Source organism: Roseivirga misakiensis (genome assembly GCF_001747105.1).
GTDB classification, from domain to species: Bacteria; Bacteroidota; Bacteroidia; order Cytophagales; family Cyclobacteriaceae; genus Roseivirga; species Roseivirga misakiensis.
The window spans coordinates 223,721-243,898 of sequence record NZ_MDGQ01000004.1; the positions used below are offsets into that span (position 1 = coordinate 223,721).

Annotated in this window: 19 protein-coding genes and 1 riboswitch; of the genes, 6 read left to right on the top strand and 13 right to left on the bottom strand. The window is 40.6% G+C overall.

The genetic code is table 11. The features are described from left to right. Positions 1-222: 222 nt before the first annotated feature. The 3 genes from BFP71_RS06985 to pnuC form a co-directional block, all read right to left on the bottom strand. The gene (locus BFP71_RS06985) at positions 223-2,841 is read right to left on the bottom strand and encodes a TonB-dependent receptor (protein ID WP_069834773.1); all 2,619 of its coding nucleotides are present in this window, start codon (positions 2,839-2,841) and stop codon (positions 223-225) included. A gap of 51 nt (positions 2,842-2,892) precedes the next feature. Then, positions 2,893-3,007, bottom strand: a riboswitch (TPP riboswitch). 28 nt (positions 3,008-3,035) lie between these two features. Further along, the gene (locus tag BFP71_RS06990) at positions 3,036-3,545 is read right to left on the bottom strand and encodes an AAA family ATPase (protein WP_069834774.1); all 510 of its coding nucleotides are present in this window, start codon (positions 3,543-3,545) and stop codon (positions 3,036-3,038) included. Beyond that, positions 3,545-4,213 (bottom strand): nicotinamide riboside transporter PnuC, encoded by a 669-nt coding sequence (gene pnuC, locus BFP71_RS06995; RefSeq protein WP_141719706.1) that lies wholly within the window; start codon positions 4,211-4,213, stop codon positions 3,545-3,547. The genes BFP71_RS06990 and pnuC overlap by 1 nt, the downstream gene beginning before the upstream one ends. 15 nt (positions 4,214-4,228) lie before the next feature. On the opposite strand from pnuC, the gene BFP71_RS07000 reads away from it, so the two are divergent. From BFP71_RS07000 to BFP71_RS07020, 5 genes are all read left to right on the top strand, one after another. Next, positions 4,229-4,756, top strand: a complete 528-nt coding sequence (locus BFP71_RS07000; protein WP_088124924.1) for a thioredoxin family protein — start codon at positions 4,229-4,231, stop codon at positions 4,754-4,756. A gap of 1 nt (position 4,757) precedes the next feature. Then, complete coding sequence (locus BFP71_RS07005; protein WP_069834776.1) at positions 4,758-5,924, top strand: aminotransferase class V-fold PLP-dependent enzyme; 1,167 nt, start codon at positions 4,758-4,760, stop codon at positions 5,922-5,924. Beyond that, complete coding sequence (locus BFP71_RS07010) at positions 5,917-6,330, top strand: DoxX family protein (protein ID WP_069834777.1); 414 nt, start codon at positions 5,917-5,919, stop codon at positions 6,328-6,330. Before BFP71_RS07005 ends, BFP71_RS07010 begins: the two co-directional genes overlap by 8 nt. 128 nt (positions 6,331-6,458) lie before the next feature. Then, positions 6,459-7,928 (top strand): IMP dehydrogenase, encoded by a 1,470-nt coding sequence (gene guaB, locus BFP71_RS07015; protein ID WP_069834778.1) that lies wholly within the window; start codon positions 6,459-6,461, stop codon positions 7,926-7,928. Between the two features lie 43 nt (positions 7,929-7,971). After that, complete coding sequence (locus BFP71_RS07020) at positions 7,972-8,856, top strand: succinylglutamate desuccinylase/aspartoacylase family protein (RefSeq protein WP_069834779.1); 885 nt, start codon at positions 7,972-7,974, stop codon at positions 8,854-8,856. 84 nt (positions 8,857-8,940) lie between these two features. On the opposite strand, the gene secDF is transcribed toward BFP71_RS07020, so the two are convergent. The 7 genes from secDF to BFP71_RS07055 all read right to left on the bottom strand — a co-directional run bounded on the left by secDF (position 8,941) and on the right by BFP71_RS07055 (position 16,098). Next, on the bottom strand, positions 8,941-11,973 hold the full coding sequence (secDF, locus tag BFP71_RS07025; protein WP_069834780.1) for a protein translocase subunit SecDF: 3,033 nt from the start codon (positions 11,971-11,973) through the stop codon (positions 8,941-8,943). Between the two features lie 93 nt (positions 11,974-12,066). Beyond that, positions 12,067-12,432, bottom strand: a complete 366-nt coding sequence (locus tag BFP71_RS07030) for a hypothetical protein (protein WP_069834781.1) — start codon at positions 12,430-12,432, stop codon at positions 12,067-12,069. Between the two features lie 37 nt (positions 12,433-12,469). Beyond that, positions 12,470-13,096, bottom strand: coding sequence for a uridine kinase family protein (locus BFP71_RS07035; RefSeq protein WP_069834782.1), 627 nt, complete (start codon positions 13,094-13,096; stop codon positions 12,470-12,472). Between the two features lie 25 nt (positions 13,097-13,121). After that, complete coding sequence (gene rdgB / locus BFP71_RS07040; RefSeq protein ID WP_069834783.1) at positions 13,122-13,697, bottom strand: RdgB/HAM1 family non-canonical purine NTP pyrophosphatase; 576 nt, start codon at positions 13,695-13,697, stop codon at positions 13,122-13,124. 20 nt (positions 13,698-13,717) lie between these two features. Beyond that, positions 13,718-14,203 carry an FKBP-type peptidyl-prolyl cis-trans isomerase gene (locus tag BFP71_RS07045; protein WP_069834784.1) on the bottom strand — a complete coding sequence of 162 codons (486 nt, stop codon included), beginning with the start codon at positions 14,201-14,203 and terminating at the stop codon, positions 13,718-13,720. Next, positions 14,204-15,076: an FKBP-type peptidyl-prolyl cis-trans isomerase gene (locus tag BFP71_RS07050; protein ID WP_088124925.1), complete on the bottom strand. Its 873-nt coding sequence runs from the start codon at positions 15,074-15,076 to the stop codon at positions 14,204-14,206. It lies immediately after the preceding gene. Next, positions 15,073-16,098, bottom strand: a complete 1,026-nt coding sequence (locus BFP71_RS07055) for a DHH family phosphoesterase (RefSeq protein ID WP_069834786.1) — start codon at positions 16,096-16,098, stop codon at positions 15,073-15,075. The genes BFP71_RS07050 and BFP71_RS07055 overlap by 4 nt, the downstream gene beginning before the upstream one ends. Before the next feature lie 192 nt (positions 16,099-16,290). On the opposite strand from BFP71_RS07055, the gene BFP71_RS07060 reads away from it, so the two are divergent. Then, positions 16,291-16,710 carry a nucleoside-diphosphate kinase gene (locus tag BFP71_RS07060; protein WP_069834787.1) on the top strand — a complete coding sequence of 140 codons (420 nt, stop codon included), beginning with the start codon at positions 16,291-16,293 and terminating at the stop codon, positions 16,708-16,710. Positions 16,711-16,775: 65 nt separating this feature from the next. On the opposite strand, the gene BFP71_RS07065 is transcribed toward BFP71_RS07060, so the two are convergent. Genes BFP71_RS07065 through BFP71_RS07075 form a run of 3 tightly spaced genes read right to left on the bottom strand, consistent with a single transcriptional unit; the run spans position 16,776 to position 20,070 of the window. Continuing rightward, on the bottom strand, positions 16,776-18,239 hold the full coding sequence (locus BFP71_RS07065) for a carboxypeptidase-like regulatory domain-containing protein (protein WP_069834788.1): 1,464 nt from the start codon (positions 18,237-18,239) through the stop codon (positions 16,776-16,778). Positions 18,240-18,280: 41 nt separating this feature from the next. Next, entirely contained in the window at positions 18,281-19,315 is a 1,035-nt protein-coding gene (locus BFP71_RS07070) for a lysylphosphatidylglycerol synthase domain-containing protein (RefSeq protein WP_088124926.1), read from the bottom strand. A 5-nt stretch (positions 19,316-19,320) separates the two neighbouring features. Beyond that, a complete protein-coding gene (locus BFP71_RS07075) occupies positions 19,321-20,070 on the bottom strand; it encodes a segregation and condensation protein A (protein ID WP_069834897.1) in 750 nt (249 codons plus the stop codon). Positions 20,071-20,178: the final 108 nt, after the last annotated feature.

Genomic DNA, 20,178 nt, shown 5'->3' on the forward strand with positions numbered 1-20,178 from the left:
TTAAAGGGTCATTTTTAGGCAACTAGAACGAATATCCACAATCTGTAGCCATAAACTCTTACAAGGGTTTCAATATCTCTGTAAACGATTGCATAAATCGAGGCAACGTTAAAACTAAAAGCATAATTATTAGCCTGAGATAGCCTGGTGGGTATAATGGGAGAAGAAAAAGTAAAAAGAGTAGCCTCCCTTTAATTGGAAAACTACTCTTTCTAAATAGGTTTAAAATGACAATCCTACTGACAACAAGAAGTTGGTACCAGCTTGCGGATAAAAGTAATTCTCTCTGACTTCAAAGTTCGCTCCACCGAAGTACCCGAAAGTGTATCCGTTTGACTCATACTCGTGATTAAGGATATTATTAACCAATAAATTCACAGAAACCGTCTTAATCAACTCCGTGGTAAAACTATAGTTTACCCGTAAATCATTGACGAAGAAGGCATCAATCTTACGATTATCATTGGAAGTGTTATCCAAAAATTGCTCCCCCACATATTTCGATAATAGGCTTACTTCTAAACCTAAAGTCGGTCTGAAGGCCAATTGGCTACCAGCCACTATGCTTGGCGAGAAACTAATATCAGTATCTTCAAACGTAGTTCGTACCTCATTGAATTCGTCAAATGCAGGCCCAAAATCGAATATGATTTCATCAAAAGATTGAATTCTATTTTGGCTAAAAGCCACGTTTCCAGACCAGAAAAGTCCTTTAGTCAATCTGGTGGTACCAGAAAGTTCTATTCCCATTCGATAACTATCAGGTACGTTGGTTCTAATTCCTGCACCAACGTCATTTACTTCTCCTGTGAGTACCAACTGATTTTTGTAGTCCATTAAATAACCGTTAATCTCAATAGCACCGTTAGCCGTTTGACGCTTATAGCCGATCTCTAGGTTATTGAGTGTTTCGTGTTCTGGGTTAACTCCAGGGGCTGCATCTATAATATCAGACCTATTTGGCTCCTTGTTACCCACTGCAAAAGATGCATAAAGATTTGACGAGCCGTTCAGCTGATAGATTGCACCAAGTTTTGGATTGAAAAAGTTAAATTCTCTATCAAAATCTATCGGTCTAAGGTCATTATCTATTCCTACACCGGTGTAATCGACTCTTCGGTATTGTAAATCACCAAAGAGATTTAGTTTACCATTAGCTTGATAGTTCATCTTAAAGTAAGAGTTGAAATCAAACTTCTCTGAACGACTCTCATAATACCGTTCTCTTATGTCGTTATCTCCAGCAAACCTTGCCCAAATAACTTCACCAAAGTGATCGCCGATGTACTCATTAATTGATCCCCCAAACGTCGCATCAATCTTTCCAGAAGAATAATTCAGGTCATAGACAATACCGTAAAAGTCGTTGTCAAGCCACCTTCTTCTAATCAAGTCCGTTTGAGTTCTTTGAGCAATAGCCTCAACGATTACATTGTTAGCTCCGTCTCTTAATGTATCTCCAGCACTATTCAGGACAGGATTAAAAACAAACTCTGGGTCGTTCTCAAAATTGTTAAGAAAGTCAGAGTTGAAATACCCAAATTCAGAATTTACTCCGTCACTCGACAAAGTATCTCTTTGATACACAATGTTGTCGAAACCATAATCTGAATAATCGTCGCCTGTGCGAAACTCCTCGAAAAACCCTGCACCCTTAGTATAGTGAGCGGATACATTTAAGTTCCATTCGCTATTAAAACTATGATTTACGTGCAATTGATAGTGATCTTGTCCGTAGTCATCCACTTGATTGTCATACTCGTAAAAGTTATAGCTACGGCCAGAATTCCTCAAGTTTTCTGCTTGAGCAGGTGTAAATCCGTTATTCGCGATAACCGCCTCAATTCCTGCGGCATCATTTCTAAGTCGAGCCTCAGGCGTACCATACCAGCTCTGGTACGTTACCTCCGCACCACCAAACGTAATGAATTTAACACTCGTGTTTTTGCCAAAATAGCCCCCTGATAAGTAATAGGATTGTAGATCTGAAGAGGCTCTATCGACAAAACCGTCAGATGTAATCTGTGATAAACGACCTTCAAAAGCCCATTTGTCTTTTAGTAATCCTGTAGAAAATATCGCATTGTATTTCTGGGTATTGAATGACCCTACACTCGTATTCACCTCAGCTCTTGCTTCTTGGCTTAGGCCATTGGTCAAAATATTGATCGAACCCCCAAAAGCTCCAGCGCCATTGGTTGATGTTCCCACGCCTCGTTGTACTTGAATATCTGCCGCAGAAGTAGCAAAGTCTGGTGTGTTTACCCAGAAAACTCCCTGCGATTCGGAATCATTAACCGGAATACCATTAATTGTGACATTAATTCTGGTCGGATCGCTACCCCTAATTCTAATACCTGTATAGCCAATTCCAGCGCCGGCATCAGAGGTCGTTACGACAGAAGGCGTCCAGTTCAATAGAAAAGGTAAATCTTGTCCTAAGTTCTGTTTTCTAATCTCTTCGGCACTCACATTCGTGTAAGTAGTTGGTGTTTTCTCGGTTGCCCGAGTACCAGTTACGATCACATCATCTAAACTGGTAGTACTGACTTCAAGCGCGATAGATAAATCTAAATTACCGTTAAGATCAATCACATTTTCATAGCGTTTAAAGCCAACCATGTAGGCGATAAGTTTGTACTTACCAGCCTTCAAGTCATTAAAGGAAAACTCACCCTTGGCATTGGTTGGCTGCCCGAAAGTCGTTTCGAAAAGCACCACGCTTACGCCTTGCAAGACCTCGCCATTGGTAGCATCCTTTACTGTTCCTTTGATGGTGTATTGTGCAAATACACTCCATCCCGTCAGCAACAGGGCTGACATCATTACTAATTTTCTCATTACTTAATTTAAAATGGTCAAACTTGGAAGTGCTAAAGGGGAGCACTCCCTACAATTGTTTAACATACCTCCCTGCGGCAGCATTATCTGCATCAGGTTCAATGGGTATAATCTCAGCCTGTATTTAATCTCGACTAGTCGAGTAAAGGCACCCCCTATTGCGTGCAAAGTTAATGATCAAAAGTAGATTTCCACTAAATGACTTCACTTATGGCTTTAATAGATTGCCGAAGTCTGTACTCTGGTGAACCTTGAACTACCTTAAAGCTTACGTTCGCTTCGACTAGCTCTTGGTGATATATATCAAATAAACGGCCTCTATCATTCGGGCTTTCCCTTAATGGATCATCCTCGTAGGGAATATCTGGCGACGTAAGTAGATAAAAATCAGCCAAATTCATTTGCAGTAATTGGAGAATGAAGGGATCACAATTACCGTACTTAAATTCACTCCAAACTTTTATCACAAAGAGATCAGTATCTAAAATCAGCCTTTCATTGGCTCGTTTCCGATAGATCTTTTCACTTTCAAGTTGCCCTTTAGCGATCGTAAGCAAGTCTTCTTGTCGATAAGGTCGGCCTAAATCCGTCAGGAATTCCCTTGAATACTCTGGCACACTCACGGTACCATAATATGTGGCCAGGGTTTGGGCCAACGTCGATTTTCCAGTGCTTTCTGGACCAACAATAGCGATAGTGATCATTAGCTATTCAGTGTCATTGTTTTTTTCCAGGCACGATAACCCGCGATCGCCATACCGATGTATATGAAATACAAGAGCGAATAAAAATATAGTTCTTTATAAAAATAAATGCCCGTTGCCAATACGTTGACCACAAACCAATAATACCAGTTGTCGATTTTTTTTCTAGCCGTAAGCCACATGCCTGTAACACTCAAAATTGAGGTTGTACTATCCCAATATGGTAAAGCTGGCGGTTCTACCCCTTCGAACTGACTAGGTATAGCGAGGAGTAATTTTCCGAATACAAAAACGCCTACAATAGTCAGTACAAACATGATCAGCATTTGCTGTGTACTCGAATGGGTAATAATGACTTCCTTTTTGGTGGTATCCTTTGGCCTACTCCAATACACCCAACCATAAATATTTAGCACTAGAAAGAAGATGTGCAGCAAAAAATCGCCATACAATCTGGCCTGCCAGAAAACCACAAACGAGACTAATACGTAAAGGATGCCGAATGGCCAAGTCCAAATACTCTCCTTAATGAGAAAGTAAACGGCAAGTAAACCAAAGAGGAATCCGGCAATTCCCCACAAGTCCATGCTTAGCGCCGTAGATACAATTTGATCCCAAATCTCGTTGAACTGCATAGCGCCAAAGATATGATTAATTGATATATTCACTCAGAAGAATTTAATATGGAAATGTACAAAGCGGTGATCATTCTAGTGATTTTGATGGTCATCTTCCCATTGGCTACATCTGCACAAGAAACCAGCTATAATTTAGAAACCGAAAGTATTTCTAAAAGAGTAGATAAAATCCTAAATGGGCCTATTACCAAGGAAGGGCTAAAGAAAATGCCGTATAAGGTATGGTTCAACACCAACTATAAAACCTACATAGTTGATACAAAAACCCTAAAAAACATCAAGAGACGTAAGCTAAAAGACTTAAAGATTCTTGCTTTTATGGGTACTTGGTGCCACGACAGCAATCGCGAGATCCCTAGACTGATCAGAGTTTGTGAAGAATTGGGAATAGCCGATCAGCTTGAACTATATGCATTAGACGTAGATAAGACAAGCGTGGCAGGAAGAGAAAGTGGTTTTAACATAAGGAAAACTCCCACCATAATCTTTATGCTAGAAGGAAAAGAGATTGCCCGGATTTTAGAAGAACCAAAGGTATCTTTTGAACAAGACCTTGAAAAAATATTGAAGTAAGATGATCACCAATCAAAAGCATTTATTCAACCTTCCCGACGACATTACCTATTTGAACTGTAGCTATATGTCGCCCATGCTCAAATCTGTTGCACAAATTGGGGTAGAGGCCATTTATTCGAAAGACGATCCAAGTACGAATAAACCAGAAGACTTCTTCAATAATACAAGCGGACTGCGAGCGCAATTTGCCCAACTTATTGACGCCCCATCTGAGCGATCTTGTGCGATTACACCATCCGTTTCCTACGCCCTAGCAAATGTGGCCAAAAACCTTAAAGCTGGAAAAGGTGATAACATCGTCATCGCAGACGAACAATTCCCGAGTAATTTCTATGCGTGGGATACTTTGTCCAAAGAGAAAGGGATAGCATTGAAGGTGGTTTCAGCGCCAGACTTAACCACAGGGAGAGGTCAAAAATGGAATGAACTGATATTAGAAGCCATTGATAGTAACACAAAAATGGTGGCTACTGGCCATGTACACTGGGCCGATGGAACCAAATTTGATTTGAAGGCTATCCGAAAACGTGCCGATGAAGTAGGGGCCATACTCGTTATTGATGGTACGCAATCTATTGGGGCACTTCCCTTTAGTGTAAAAGAATTTAGACCTGATGCCGTGGTAGCAGCTGGCTACAAGTGGATGATGGGGCCGTATGCCTCTGGCGTATCTTATTTTGGCGAGTATTTTCAAGACGGCTCTCCCATCGAGAATAACTGGATGAATAGGCTCAATAGTGAGGATTTTGGTAACCTCATTAATTACCAAGAGCAATATCAGCCTGGGTCTATCAGATACGAGGTCGGAGAAAGTGCCAATTTTATTTTGACCCCAATGCTGACAAAAGCCATTGCTCAAGTAAATGAATGGGGACAGGAAAATATTCAGGATTACTGTCGAGAAATGACCACACCTTATATCAATGAATTGGTTAATCTGGGTGTAATCATAGAAGATAGTAGTTTCAGAGGCGAGCACCTATTCGGCTTACGACTACCTGACCACATGGACATGGAAGATATGAAACGTAGGTTTGCCGAGCAGCGGATATTTGTGTCCATCAGAGGAAATTCCATTCGAATCTCGCCGAATGTCTACAATGATGCGTCCGACTTGGAAAGATTAGTAGATACTTTCAAGGTTTTGGATCATTCACATGCTTAATCATACAGTAGTTGCCTTTTTTGCAAGGGTCTTACTTGGCGTTATATTTTTAATGCAGGGGATTGGTAAGGTCTTCACTTGGGGTCTCGACGGTGTTTATAATAGCTTTAAACCCTACGAAGATACATTTCTACCCAAATTCTCGATTGTATTTGCAGCTTACTACACGTCATATGCGGAGCTTATCTGCGGCGCCTTGCTCATTATAGGACTTTTTAAAAACTATGCCCTTTATGCGCTGGCCTTGGTACTTCTAATCGTATCATTTGGACATGGTTTAACCTCCCCAATCTGGGATATGAGCCACGTGATGTGGCGTAGTATGCTGCTAATTTTCTTGTTGGTGATTCCGCAAGAATGGGATAAGTGGCAAATAGAAAGCCTTATCCGAAAAGAAAAATCTTAGTCTTTTAATCATTTCGCGGCTAGCAACATTCAAGGCTAAACCGATACAAATTATTTCGGCAACAAGGTTTTTAAGATTCGAATCATCTACGTACTTTTGTCCCGCAAATAATAAAACAATTATTTGCCATGCCCCAAGATCAATCCAAATTCCTTTTCGAAGCACTCACCTACGACGATGTGCTTCTTCTCCCAGCTTATTCAGAAGTTTTACCAAGAGATACTAACACAAAAACGTGGTTAACTAAGAATATTCAACTGAATATTCCATTAGTATCAGCCGCCATGGATACTGTTACTGAGCACAAATTGGCTATTGCCATGGCGCTAGAAGGTGGACTTGGCTTCATTCATAAAAACATGACTGTGGAGCAACAAGCCTTACAAGTTAGAAAGGTAAAGCGTTCTCAAAGTGGAATGATCCTGGACCCAGTCACTTTGCATGTAGATAGCACTGCTATGGAAGCTGAGCGTATGATGCGCGAAAATAAAATTGGCGGAATTCCAGTAGTAGATGGTGATGGCGTCTTGATTGGTATAGTGACTAACCGCGACATGCGCTTTATCAAAAACATGAAAAAGCCTGTTCGGGAAATCATGACTAAAGAAAACCTTATCACGGGCAAAATGGGGATTAGTCTTGATGACGCTGAAGGAGTTCTTCAAGAATATAAAATTGAAAAACTTCCGATCACGGATGAAAACGGGAAGTTAACAGGGTTGATTACTTATAAAGATATTCTTAAGAATCGAGATAGGCCTAATGCCTGTAAAGATCAGTTTGGCAGGTTAAGAGTAGGTGCTGCGGTAGGTGTAACACCTGATATTGAAGATAGAATTGCTGCCCTAATCAAGGCTGGTGTAGACGTCGTAAGTATCGACACAGCGCACGGCCATTCTAAAGGGGTAATTGATACAGCCAAAAAAATTAAAGCTGCTTATCCAGACTTAGATGTTATCGTTGGTAATGTTGCCACTGCGGAAGCCGCAAAAGCTCTAGTGGAAGCTGGCGCTGATGCGATTAAGGTAGGTGTAGGACCCGGTAGTATTTGTACAACAAGAATTATTGCAGGCGTAGGAATGCCACAGCTTTCTGCGGTATATGAATGTGCCAAAGCCGTTAAAGGTTCTGGTGTTCCAATTATTGCTGATGGCGGTATTCGCTATTCCGGCGATGTTGTGAAGGCAATTGCTGGCGGTGCTAGTACTATTATGATTGGCTCATTGTTAGCTGGTTCTGAAGAGGCACCAGGAGAAGTTATCCTATACGAAGGCCGAAAGTTTAAGTCTTACAGAGGAATGGGTTCTGTTGAAGCCATGGAAGATGGTTCTAAAGACCGTTACTTCCAAGATGCCGAAGACGACATTAAGAAATTAGTGCCAGAAGGAATCGTCGGTCGCGTGCCTTTCAAAGGTTTAGTACAAGAAGTACTGTATCAGTTGGTTGGCGGACTACAAGCTGGTATGGGTTACTGTGGTGCTGGAACCATAGAAAAAATGCAAGAAGCCAAGTTTGTAAAAATCACTGGAGCAGGAGCCAAAGAAAGCCATCCACACGATATTTTCATTACTAGAGAAGCGCCTAACTACAGCCGATAAATTCATAGATAGCAGCTGTCAAAAAGTGTACGCAAGCCATTAAATGAGAAGAATAATTGAGTCGAAAAGCGGTGTCAGTAACGAAGTATTAATCATATTGATTGGTAGCATTCATGGCAACGAGAAAGAAGGTGTCAAAGCTATAGAGAGAACCTTCAAAAGACTTAATAGCGGTAGTTTCGAAATCAATGGAAAGGTTATTGGAATTGCCGGAAATTTGAAGGCCATTCAGGAGCAAAAACGCTTTATTGACCATGATTTGAACCGTTGCTGGACGGATGAGCACATTCAAAAATGCTTATCCAATACTGGTAAATTAGTCAACGAAGACAAAGAGCTTGTAGAACTGTACCACCTGATTAATGAAGTGATTTCAGAAGATTATCAGCAGAAATATGTTATTGATTTGCATACAACTTCAGCTGATAATGGCAATTTCTTAGTCTATCCAGGAAAAGTCGACGATTCTACAATAGCCAAACAGTTAGGTCTCCCGATGATCACCAATTTGGACGATTACTTGGAAGGCACGACACTCTTGAAGTATTACTCTTCGGATGATGTTGTTTCATTTGCCTTCGAAGGCGGACAAATAGGCTCAGCCAAAGCGATTGATATTCATGCCGAGGGAATTTGGCAATTACTCCAGCTTTCGGGCATAATTCCACTGACAGATCAGCCAAAACCACTCATTGATCCAAGCGAAAATCTACCTTCTTTACTCCGAGTTATTTACCGACATGGAGTTAAAATTAATGATGGTTTTAAAATGAATGAAGGCTTTGAGAGTTTCCAGTCGGTTCAGAAAGGTGAACCATTAGCTACAGACAAAAACGGCTCGATATGCGCTCCCGTTGATGGTCGAATTTTCATGCCACTTTATCAGTCTGCTGGTGATGACGGATTCTTCATCGTAGAAGAAATCTGATATGCTCAGTCAAAAAAAATTAGCCAAAAAAAAGAAGCCCCTCAGATATCTGAAGGGCTTCTTTTTATAAATGATTAAGGATTATTACCCTTGCTGTGCAGTCGCTTCTGCTTTGGCGGATGCTCTTGCTCTCGCCGCTTCTTTTTCCTTATCAGCAGCTGCACCTAAAGTTTTCTTAGTCAAGTCAACTACAATTGGTGTTGCCACAAAAACTGAAGAGTAAGTACCTACAAGGATACCAATCAATAAGGCAAAAGAGAAGCCTCTTAACACCTCACCACCAAAGATGAACAATACAAGTACCACAATTAAAGTGGTCATTGATGTGATTAATGTTCTACTAATGGTTGAATTGATAGACTCATTGAATGTACCAATTAAGTCCTTCGATCCTTTCAATTGTAAGTTTTCACGAATACGGTCAAATACTACCACGGTATCATTTATGGAGTAACCAATGATAGTTAATAGGGCTGCAATGAATACTTGGTCGATTTCGAAACTGATACCAAACCATCCGATAATTGCGAAAGCAGAAAGCACAATAAACGCATCATGTACCAAGGCTACAATCGCACCAAGAGAGAACTGCCATCTACGGAATCGGATAAGGATGTATAGGAATATCGCGATAATCGCTAAACCGAAAGATTGGTAAGAGGACTTCTTAATGTCATCGGCAATAGTAGCACCAACTTTAGAAGAACCTACAATTGTAAACTCACCTCCATCTGGTTCTAACTTGCCATCAACGAAAGTTTTACCCGTAGCCGAAGCTAATCCAGCTACTAATGCACCTCTTACTTCATCATCTGCAGCAGTAGATTCCTCCTCCACTTTGTAAGATGTTGTAATCTTAAGCACATTACTTGAATTGTATTCCTTCACTTCAACTCCCGACTCACTAAAAGTACCAGTAGCAAGGGCCGCCTTCATTTCTGATGCCACCATCGGCTCGTCAAAGTTCACTACGTATGATCTACCTCCTTTAAAGTCTACACCTAATCTTAGGCTACTTGTTGTTAGGGCTACAATACCCACACCAATCACGATAGTAGAAATCATATAAGCCAATCGACGTTTTGCTAAGAAATCGAAGTTGATATTTCTTAACCAACCTTTCGAGAATGGCGTTTCGAAGGAAATTTTACTGTCATTACCTTTCTTAGTCATGTAGGTTACGATCACTCTCGTGATGAAAACCGCTGAGAAGAAAGAACAGATAATACCGATCATTAAGGTGACAGCAAATCCTTTTACAGGACCTTGACCTAATGAATAAAGGATAACACCCGTCAAGAATGTTGTCACGTTCGCATCTATAATAGAGCTGTATGCCTTTTTATAACCAGAACTAATCGCTTGGAGCATCGGCACCCCATTTCTTAATTCTTCCCTGATTCTTTCAAATATCAGTACGTTGGCATCAATTGACATACCGATCGTTAATACAATACCTGCAATACCAGGAAGTGTTAATGCAGCACCAAGGTTGGCCAAGATTCCCATGATAAAGAATACGTTGAACAACAAAGCGACATTGGCAACCACACCACCTTTAGCGTAGTAAGCAATCATAAACACTACCACAATCAGTAACCCTACTAGAATAGATGAGATACCTTGTTTCTGCGCTTCAATACCCAGCGTAGGTCCTACTACGGCCTCTTCTACAATTCTGGTGGGTGCAGGAAGTGAACCTGCTTTTAGAATATTTGATAAATCATCGGCTTCTTCTGGTGTGAAGTTTCCACTGATTTGAGAGTTACCATTAGCAATCTCTTGATTTACATTTGGCGCAGTATAAACATAGTTATCTAGTACAATCGCGATTTGTCTATTGATATTAGCACCAGTTAAATTTTTCCATTTCTTAGACCCTAGTGCGTTCATTTGCATGCTTACAGCAGGTCTTGCTCTCTCATCTAAGCTTTGGCGTGCATCAGTGATAACTTCACCAGTCAAAGGCGCTTCGCCTCGAGTAGACTTGATTGCATAAAGTTGAAGGATTTCAGAGTTTTCCTCCTCAGCTTTTACACTCCACTTAAATGAAAGGTTATTCGGAATCAGCTGGGCAATTTTCTCGTTTTTCAGGATTGTATTAATCTTTCCAGTGTCCGCCATGTTGTAGTAGAACCCGGCAAGACCTTGATAATTCTGTCTTAATGAAATAAAGCTTGAAACACCAGGTGTTTGCGTAGCCGTAGAGTCATTAGACAAGCTATCCGCTTGTTGAGCAAGTTGTGCTTCAAGGGTATTATCGGCATCGCCATCGGCTGGCTTTAATTCTGTGCTTAAATCAGTAGTAGCAACCGTTGCTGCTTCTTTCTCTAATTTTAATAACTCATCGTTAATAATTCTCAAAGTAGAATTAATCTCCTGCTCTCTGTATACCTCCCAAAACTCAAGTTTTGCAACACCCTGAAGTAGTTTTCTCACCCTTTGTGGGTTATCTACACCTGGAAGCTCAATTTGAATTCTACCAGTACCTTGAAGTCGCTGGATATTTGGTTGAGAAGTACCAAAACGGTCAACTCTTGTTCTTAAAATTTGGAAAGCACGATCAATCGATTGATCAACTTCTTCTCCAATGAGGCTCATTACCTCGTCGTTTGAAGATTCAAATGTGATCTTTCCTTTGTTAGCCGCATTAGCGAAGATATTGCTTAGTCTTCCACCTGGGCTTAATTCGTTGTAGGCATCTTGGAATAAAGATGTGAACGGCGCTTGGCTATTTCTTTGACGCTCTAGCGCTAAGTCGATCGCTTTAAGAAAATCTGGGTCTTGACTGTTTCCAGAAAGTCCCTTAATTATTTCTACTGGCGATACTTCTAGCGTAACGTGCATACCGCCTTGAAGGTCAAGTCCAAGGTTTAATTCGATATCCTTGATTTCTTTGTAAGTAAACTCTGCACCTAAAATATTCAGTACAGGTTCCATCCAAATAGAATCAAGGTATGCTTGCTTCTTTGTTTGATCAATTACCCCATTTTCGTCTGTAGAGTATTCAATCGCATCTGCTTGAATACCTCTAGAATAGAAGGTAATAGACAAGTAGTACAAGCAGAGCATTGTAATAATGACGGTCAGAAAGACAATCGTATTCTTATTTTTCATTAGTGATATATAGATTATTCAAAAAGATTTTAACTGTATTGGCGCCGTGAAAGCGCTAAGCGTGCGGTTCCTGACAGAACCAATGTGGCCTAACTATGGCGCGTTAGGGGATTGTATATTCCGAAATAAGGTTCGGTAATGTGGGGAATCGTGCAGGGAAATTTCAGGAAGAAAAACTCTTTTCTCTTCTTTTTCTCGAATCACTTCTCCGATAAAAACAGCTTGAAAAGGCTCAATTTGAAGAATATTAGCAGGTAATAATACCTGAGTAGTCAATGAATAAACTACATCCTGATCTGGCTTGTCATTGCTTTCCTCTTCTGTAGATTCAATTTGTTCGCATATCTGCGTACAATGGTAATCCACAATTTCTTGCGACACCACAAACACCGCCACTAAAATCCCCATCAGGAAGAAAAGTGATTTTTTGATATTCGATATTTGAATCGGGCTTTTCATTCAGCGGCACGAATTTACTAAATCGATCGAAGAAACATCACTGTTGCTCGATTATTTTGCTGTCAATGAGGCTTCTAATGACCATTAATGCCTTGTCAAAGTCCTTGTTGTTCGGTACCACTAAGTCGGCCTCCTCCTTGTAAGGCGCAATGTATTTATGGTAAGAAGGCATAATATGATTCTCGTATTTGTAAAGAACGTCATCTGCATCATAACCTCTTTCTTCTCTATCTCGCTTGAGCCTTCTTTGTAGTTTGATGTAATCTTTCGCGTCGATAAATACTTTGAGATCGATAAGTTCAGAAATCTTCTGGTAATGAAATATAAAAATTCCCTCGACCAAGATGACTGGTGCCGATTTTCGAACTAGTTTTTGGGGTTCTACATCCGGATTATTGAAGGTATATTCGAGCTTTTCTACGGCTTTACCTTCGCTTAAAGCGCGTAAATCACTCGCAAAATGCTCATAATCGATCGATTCAGGCCGATCGAAATTCAACTCGCCGTTCTTATCAACCAATTGGTATTCTCTTGGCCGGTAGTAATCATCTTGCGAAATGCAAGTCACATATCGACCATCAAACCCACTGAGTAGCTCTTTTAAGAATCGAGTCTTACCAGAACCACTACCCCCTGTTATACCAATTATGAATGGTTTCTCCATGGTGCAAAAATAGAAAGCTTAGAGATTAATTTAGCGCATTTAAATGTTGAGCCAGCTTTTCGACTGATCTTTTTCTGTGGCTCATAGTATTCTTAATATCAGCAGAAAGCTGGGCGAAAGTACGATCATAGCCTTCTGGAATGAAAATAGGGTCATAGCCGAATCCATCCACACCCGTCATCTCGGGGGCAATATGGCCTTTTATGATGCCTTCGAATTGCTTAACCCCAGAGGTATCGATGTAGGTTACCACCGCTCTGAATTGTGCTTGGCGATCGGCATGTCCATTGAGTTCTTCTAGAACCTTAGCCATATTTTTAGGCGCGTTTCTATCTCCCGCATAATGTGCCGTATGTACACCAGGCCTTCCCGCTAAACTTTGGACTTCTAATCCTGAGTCATCAGAGAAAATTGGCATTTGAAATCGTTCGTAAAGATATTCTGCCTTTTCAAGTGAATTTTCTTCCAAAGTCTCGTGGGTCTCAGGCAATTCTCCTTCAAATCCAATGTCCTTGAGGGAAACTATCTCAAACCGATCACCAAGTATCTGGCGGACCTCTTCCAGTTTGTGCGCGTTATTAGTCGCAAAACAGAGTTTCATGGTAAAGTGTCTATTAAAGCTTAGAAGCGGATGTCCGTCACTCGAACTTCAAAGAGTAGCACCGAGTTTGGCGGAATAAGTAAGCCTTGTCTGTTGGTGCCGTAGCCCAAACGTGATGGAATTAAAAAGGTAGCGACAGAGCCAACTTTCAGTTTTCTTAAACCGATATCCCATCCCTGGATCACGTTTCCTCGCCCAATAACTACAGAAAATGCGTCTCCTCCCTCAGAGGTGTCAAATTGAGTTCCATCTAAAAGGGTCCCCGTGTAGTGCACAAAAACTGTAGCGCCAAAGTCAGGATTATCGCCCGTTCCTTCTTGCTGAATGATGTAGCGAAGACCGCTCTCCTCGTCTACTTCCGCCGTTAGATTGTTTTCCGCCAAGTAATCGTTAATCAAGGCAATATCAATTTCTAGTTGCTCTGCTTCATCAAATACATTATCCGAATCACATGAAACGGAGCACAGAACAATTACTGCTGTAAAAATGTATGCTAATCTCTTCATTTACTTAATGTCTACTAGTTCAATATCAAAAACCAAAACAGTGTTAGGCGGTACCTCAGCACCTTTCCCTCTGGTATCGTAACCGTATGCCGAAGGTACAAATAATGTGCCTCTTGCTCCTTTACTAAACTTTTGAAGCCCAATATTCCATCCCTGAATTATGCCTCTAGTGCCAAGCTCGAAACCATACGGCACATAGGTTCTTCTATCGCTGTACTGATTATTGGCTCTGGCTACGTCTTCTCGACTTGTATCAACCACGAAACCATCTAACCTCGTGAGCGTGTAGTTTACAAAAACATTGTCTCCAGGCTTTGGAAACTGGCCATCTCCTTCTTGCGAAATTACATAATAGACGCCTTCTTCAGTGGAATTGGCTTCTAAATTATTCTTAACGATGTAATCATTAATTAATTTCTCATCTGTTTCCGCTTGTTCTTTAGTAAGTCGCTCTAGAATGATCGATTCGTTCTCGATTTCGTCCACTCTGATGTTCCAAGTAACTAGTCTACTGGTATCCATTCTTGGAGACATCGGCATTTGGATCATTCGCCCGTATTCTCCCAAAGACATTTGGACCTGGACACTATCGCCTGCACCACATAGATTTAGTGCTTCGCTAAGCTTAGGCGGAGTACCTGTATAGGGGTTTAGATAAATTCCGTCTTTACTTGACTCATAAATGAGAGAATCTCCCAAATAATGGCTCATTTTTACTTTCATTAAGTCTCCGACCTTCGGCTTTTCTCCTTCAAGTTGATCGACATATCGAAAACCTAAGCCTGATTCTAGCTGTGTGAATTCGGGTGTCTTATTACAGCCAAAAATGACGCCTAAGACCAATAAAAAACAGCACGTTAACCTCCTACTCATACCTTTTTGTATTCTTCTTGCAAGCCTTCTTTATACTCTTCGATAGCCGTTTTAAATAAATCTACCGCTTCGGCAAGTGATGTTTCCACTTTGCCTCCGGCAGCATTTCTATGGCCTCCTCCGTTGAAGAATCTGCCAGCCATTTCGTTGGCCGGAAATTCACCAATTGATCGAAGAGAAATTTTTATACCGTCGTCTGCTTCTTTAAACAATGCAGCGAGGGTAATACCCTCAATAGATAGGGCATAATTTACTAAACCTTCAGTGTCTCCTGTTTTTGAGTTGTACTGCCTTAGCTCCTCTTGTGAAAGAGCGAAAAAAGCAACACGTTTATCCATGAGCACCTCCAGATTTTGGTTGAGTGCATAACCCAAGAATCGTAAACGGTCTACAGAATTCTTATCATAGATGTTCTTTGAAATTCTGCTATTGTCTGCACCATGTGCGATAAGTTTAGAAACTACTTCATGCACATTTTGAGTCGTGTTTGGGTGTCTGAATCCACCAGTATCTGTGAGAATTCCAGCATAAAGGCATTCGGCTATATCCTTATCTATAAGATTTTCATCTCCCAAGGCTATAATAAGCTCATAACACAACTCACAAGTAGCAGCCGCACCTGTATTCCACAATCGGAAGTCTGCAAAATCTTCTGGATCTAGGTGATGGTCCACATTAATTTTAAAGCCTTTAGCCGACCTCACCATTTCACCGAGTACATTGATTCGGCTTAAGACAGAAAAGTCGAGTGTCATAATTATGTCGGCCTTTTCCATCAATTCCTCGCATTTGGCATGTGCCTCGTCCGAGTAAATTAGAACATCATCGTTGCCTTTCATCCAATGAAGAAAAGCTGGGTATTCAGAAGGTGTAATTACTTGTACTCGATGCCCTTTTTTGATCAGGTAGTTGGCCATACCTAGGGAAGATCCCAAGGCGTCGGCATCAGGTTTATGATGCGTTGTAATTACTATTTTGCTCGGATTGTTGAGCTGGGTTTTTAGTAAGTCTATATCTTCCATGCAACAGTTGCGACCGAAGCCGATTGTCAAAGAATCGGCAAAGTTGTCAAGAAATCACATACCAAACAATCAAAGGCTTATTGATTATCAGAATATTAAGTCATCGAAAGATTCATATTAGAGCCATATCATTTTTAAAATTATCCCCTATTTTTGCGCTCGAATTTTAAAAAAGGAACTATATATAAAGTTATGGCAACTAACAGAACATTCACAATGATTAAGCCTGATGCAGTAGCAGACGGCAACATTGGAGGGATCTTAAAAATGATCGAAGAAGCGGGTTTTAAAATCATTGCAATGAAATATACTAGACTGACTAATGAGTTGGCTGGTAAATTCTATGAAGTGCATAAAGAAAGACCTTTTTATGGTGAGCTTGTAGAGTACATGTCTTCTGGACCTATTGTGGCTGCAATTCTTGAAAAAGACAACGCGGTTGAAGACTTCAGAACTTTAATTGGTGCTACTAATCCAGCAGACGCTGCTGAAGGAACTATTCGTAAAATATATGCTAAGTCGATTGGAGAAAACGCCGTTCACGGTTCTGACTCTGACGAAAACGCGGCTATCGAAGGAAACTTCTATTTCTCTATGTCTGAGAGATTCTAAGTTTTCGAGAATTGAATTTAAAGCGGCTTATGGCCGCTTTTTTTATGCCCAAAACTTAGCCAAACCTAATTTTTGGTACCAGCGGCCAATTGAAACTGTGATTCTAGACTTGTTTCCATTGATAGATTCGACCTGATTGGGTCTGAAATTTTAGCTACTGGATACTTTTTCTCATAACCTTCCCAAAAAGAAGCGTTATAGTGCTGATTGTAGTCGAACAATACATTAGTCCAAACATTAACAAAGCTTTTGCTTAACGGTACGTTCGAGATTTCAGAGATTGGTTCAGTTACGGTAATTTCCGCAATTGATGAATAGGGTGTAGTCGTATTCAATTCTTCATCTATGAAGATAAACTCATGCTTTCTAGAAACCTTATCGACTTGCCATTTTCCATCATTCTCTTTATAAACGATGTTTACTTGGTAACCAAAGTGTTTAAGAGCTTGAGACTTGAAACTACAAATATGCCTTCTGAAATCATTCTCAACTCCAAGTGAGATAGATTTGACGGCGAGACTTTCTTTATCAATCCTAATTGACCCACTCAAGATATCTGACCGCATAATTCTCTTATTTGATGTTCTCATAGAAGCAACCTTCGCCACACTTAGCGCGGGTCTCTTCGGTCTGAAATTTATCAAGTAATCCCAGTCACCTTCCTCATTAGGAACCTCAAGGAGGTCATAAATGTATTTTCCGAAATGACTTTTTCGCAAGAATAAATCAAGGTCTAAGATCAAGTCTTTGTCCAGCGTGCTCAGTGGACCACCTTCACTATTAGCCAATACACCATGCTTTGATTGGTCTATATTACGACGAGATTCGTGAATCAAGACAGTATTATCAGTTGTAGGGATATGCCCAAAATGATCATGAAACCTATTGTTTGCATAAACCTCCTCGTAAAAATCGTCTACACTACCCATCATAATGCCCTCAGCGCTGTTGCCTAGTGGCACTATAGACCAATAGCCGGCTTTACTCTTACTTGGCTTCCCGCTGTAGCCCTTTTGTGTAAAGGTCACTGCGGCATCAACAAAACGTATATCTAGTCCATTTTCGGTCACTCTTTCTCGATAATAGGCATCATAAGTAAAAGACTCTGTTCTATAGTTAATTGGAATTCGAGATATGACCTCCTTCAATAAATCCTTTGGCTTTAGCTTATTATCGTCCGACACTAATACTGCTCCTAAATCGATAGCCTCTCTTGCCAATTCAATCTGATTGTTTTCTTCGCTGGACAAACTGCTGACGTCAATTTCCAAAGCCTGATACCCCAGACATCTAACTATTAATGTGCTTTCCGATTCTTGTTCTCCTACGTTTAGGCTGAACTCTCCCATTTCATCGGCAATGGTGCCTTGATTAACTCCCTTCAGTTTAATAGTCGCAAATGGTATGACTTGTCCACTCTCTTTTTCCCTAATTACTCCTTTTATCGTTCGTACACTTTGAGCAAAGAGATCGGTCTGTAACAAGCCAAAGAAAACTAACAGGAAATAGAATTTGGTAAGGGGTCTCATTTTTAAAAAAATCAAGTTTTTGCCTTGACTAGTGTGACAACTTAAGATTTAGCTCCCCTTATCCATTTAGGTAAAATCAACGCGCCGATCAATAGGTAGGGATAATAGCTTAACAATCGCCAGATGAGCAAACATATAAAAGTGTAGTCCTTTAGATAGTCCTCGAAAAACAACGGAAATATAAGTTCTGCCGCACCTGCATTTCCCGGAGCAGGCGAGACAAGCAAGACGATCCACATGATTAAATGCCTTCCAAGTAAAATACCCTGATCCATTAAAGTTGGCTCCGCGAAACCCGAAACTAATCCGTTCAGCACACTATATTTTAGTATCCAAACTAGATAGGTTATGCCCAAAATCGTCAGCCAAAACTTTACAGATTTCCCTTTCAGAATTTGAGAAACTAGCAACAAGTCATCAGCCTGCTTTAAAACTGTTAGACGCCATTTTTTAAGCCATTTCAGATTCATTACCCAAGCAGTTAATCTTCTGATCGCTTTTGGAAAAAGTAATACCGCCGAGAGCATAAAAGAGGTATAGACGGCGATTAAAGCATAACTGAGCCAAAATAAAGACCTAATACTTTGGCCCAAGTTATTTGTCGCTGCTGTGCTATCGGGTAAAACAGCACCATTGGAAATGAGTATGGCTAAAGGTGATGCGGTGAGAAAAAAGAGATTATCGAAAGTGGCTAACAGTAAAGTATAAGCCAGCGCTGTACCAAACGAGAGCTTTTCCCTAAACATAATGTAAACGAGCACCCCTGTGGCGCCTAAAACGGGCGGTGTAACAGCTATGGCAAACTCCCACAAAAAGATGATCCGAATGGCGCTTGCCCAAAACACAGACTTCTTGGACAAAAACTTTAGCCTCGCCATGTTCACGAGGTCTTTTGATAGCAACACAAAGACGCTTACTACCAAGGCAATGGGACTTATATCCTTGATAAGGCCTAGAGTTTCGACATTGAGGCGATCATCGGTAATGGCAAGTGCCACTACTATACCAAGGCCAATAATGACAGGTATCCAGACACTACGAACATTTAATGTTTTCAGTGCCTTTTCAGAATCCATAAGAATTAATCAACGAGTTCTTCTTCGATCTTCTCAATCCAAAAATTATTGAATCCTTCACCCAAATGCATGGTAATCTGGCGCATTTGAAGAAGATCTAAAATGGATAGGAAGTTGAAAATTACAACGATCTTTTCTGGAGCTAGTGCAATAAGCTCGGTAAATGAAAGACGCGGAGTTTCTATCAGTCGGTTCAATACATAGGCTCGCTGAGTAGCAATGGTATATGGATATTGTACCACTTTGTGCGTCGGTTTATTGAGTTCGTATTCATGACGCTCCAAAACTTTTTGGAATACCTTTAATAGCTTGTATAAGTCAATATCCTGAAGTTCGGATTCAACATTATTGGTCTCCGCTAGCTTCTTTAACTCCTTTACAACATTCCCTCGTCTTTCCTTCAACAAGCGATCACCCTCCATTTGACTCAGCTCCTCGATGACAGACTTGTACTTTTTGTATTCCAATAAATGCTTGACCAATTCTTCACGTGGATCAATTTCCTCTCCTGTTTCGTCCAAAACAGGCCTTGGCAACAAGAGCTTGGCCTTAATCCGCATGAGTGTAGCCGCAACTAAAATAAATTCGCTCGCGACCTCCACATTCATTTTTTCTAAATGCTGTAAGTAGTCTAGAAAGTCTTTTGTGATTTTATTGATCGGAATATCATGAATGTCCAGTTCATCTCTTTGAATGAAGAAAAGAAGGAGATCAAAGGGGCCTTCGAAAAGTGGAAGTTTTATCTCGAAACTCAAGGATAAAGAACTGATTTCAATCAAATATATAGAGAATGGACAAATCTCTCATTTCGACCCAAAATTATTTTTAATTTTGTGCACAGATATAAAACTATGTCAAACATT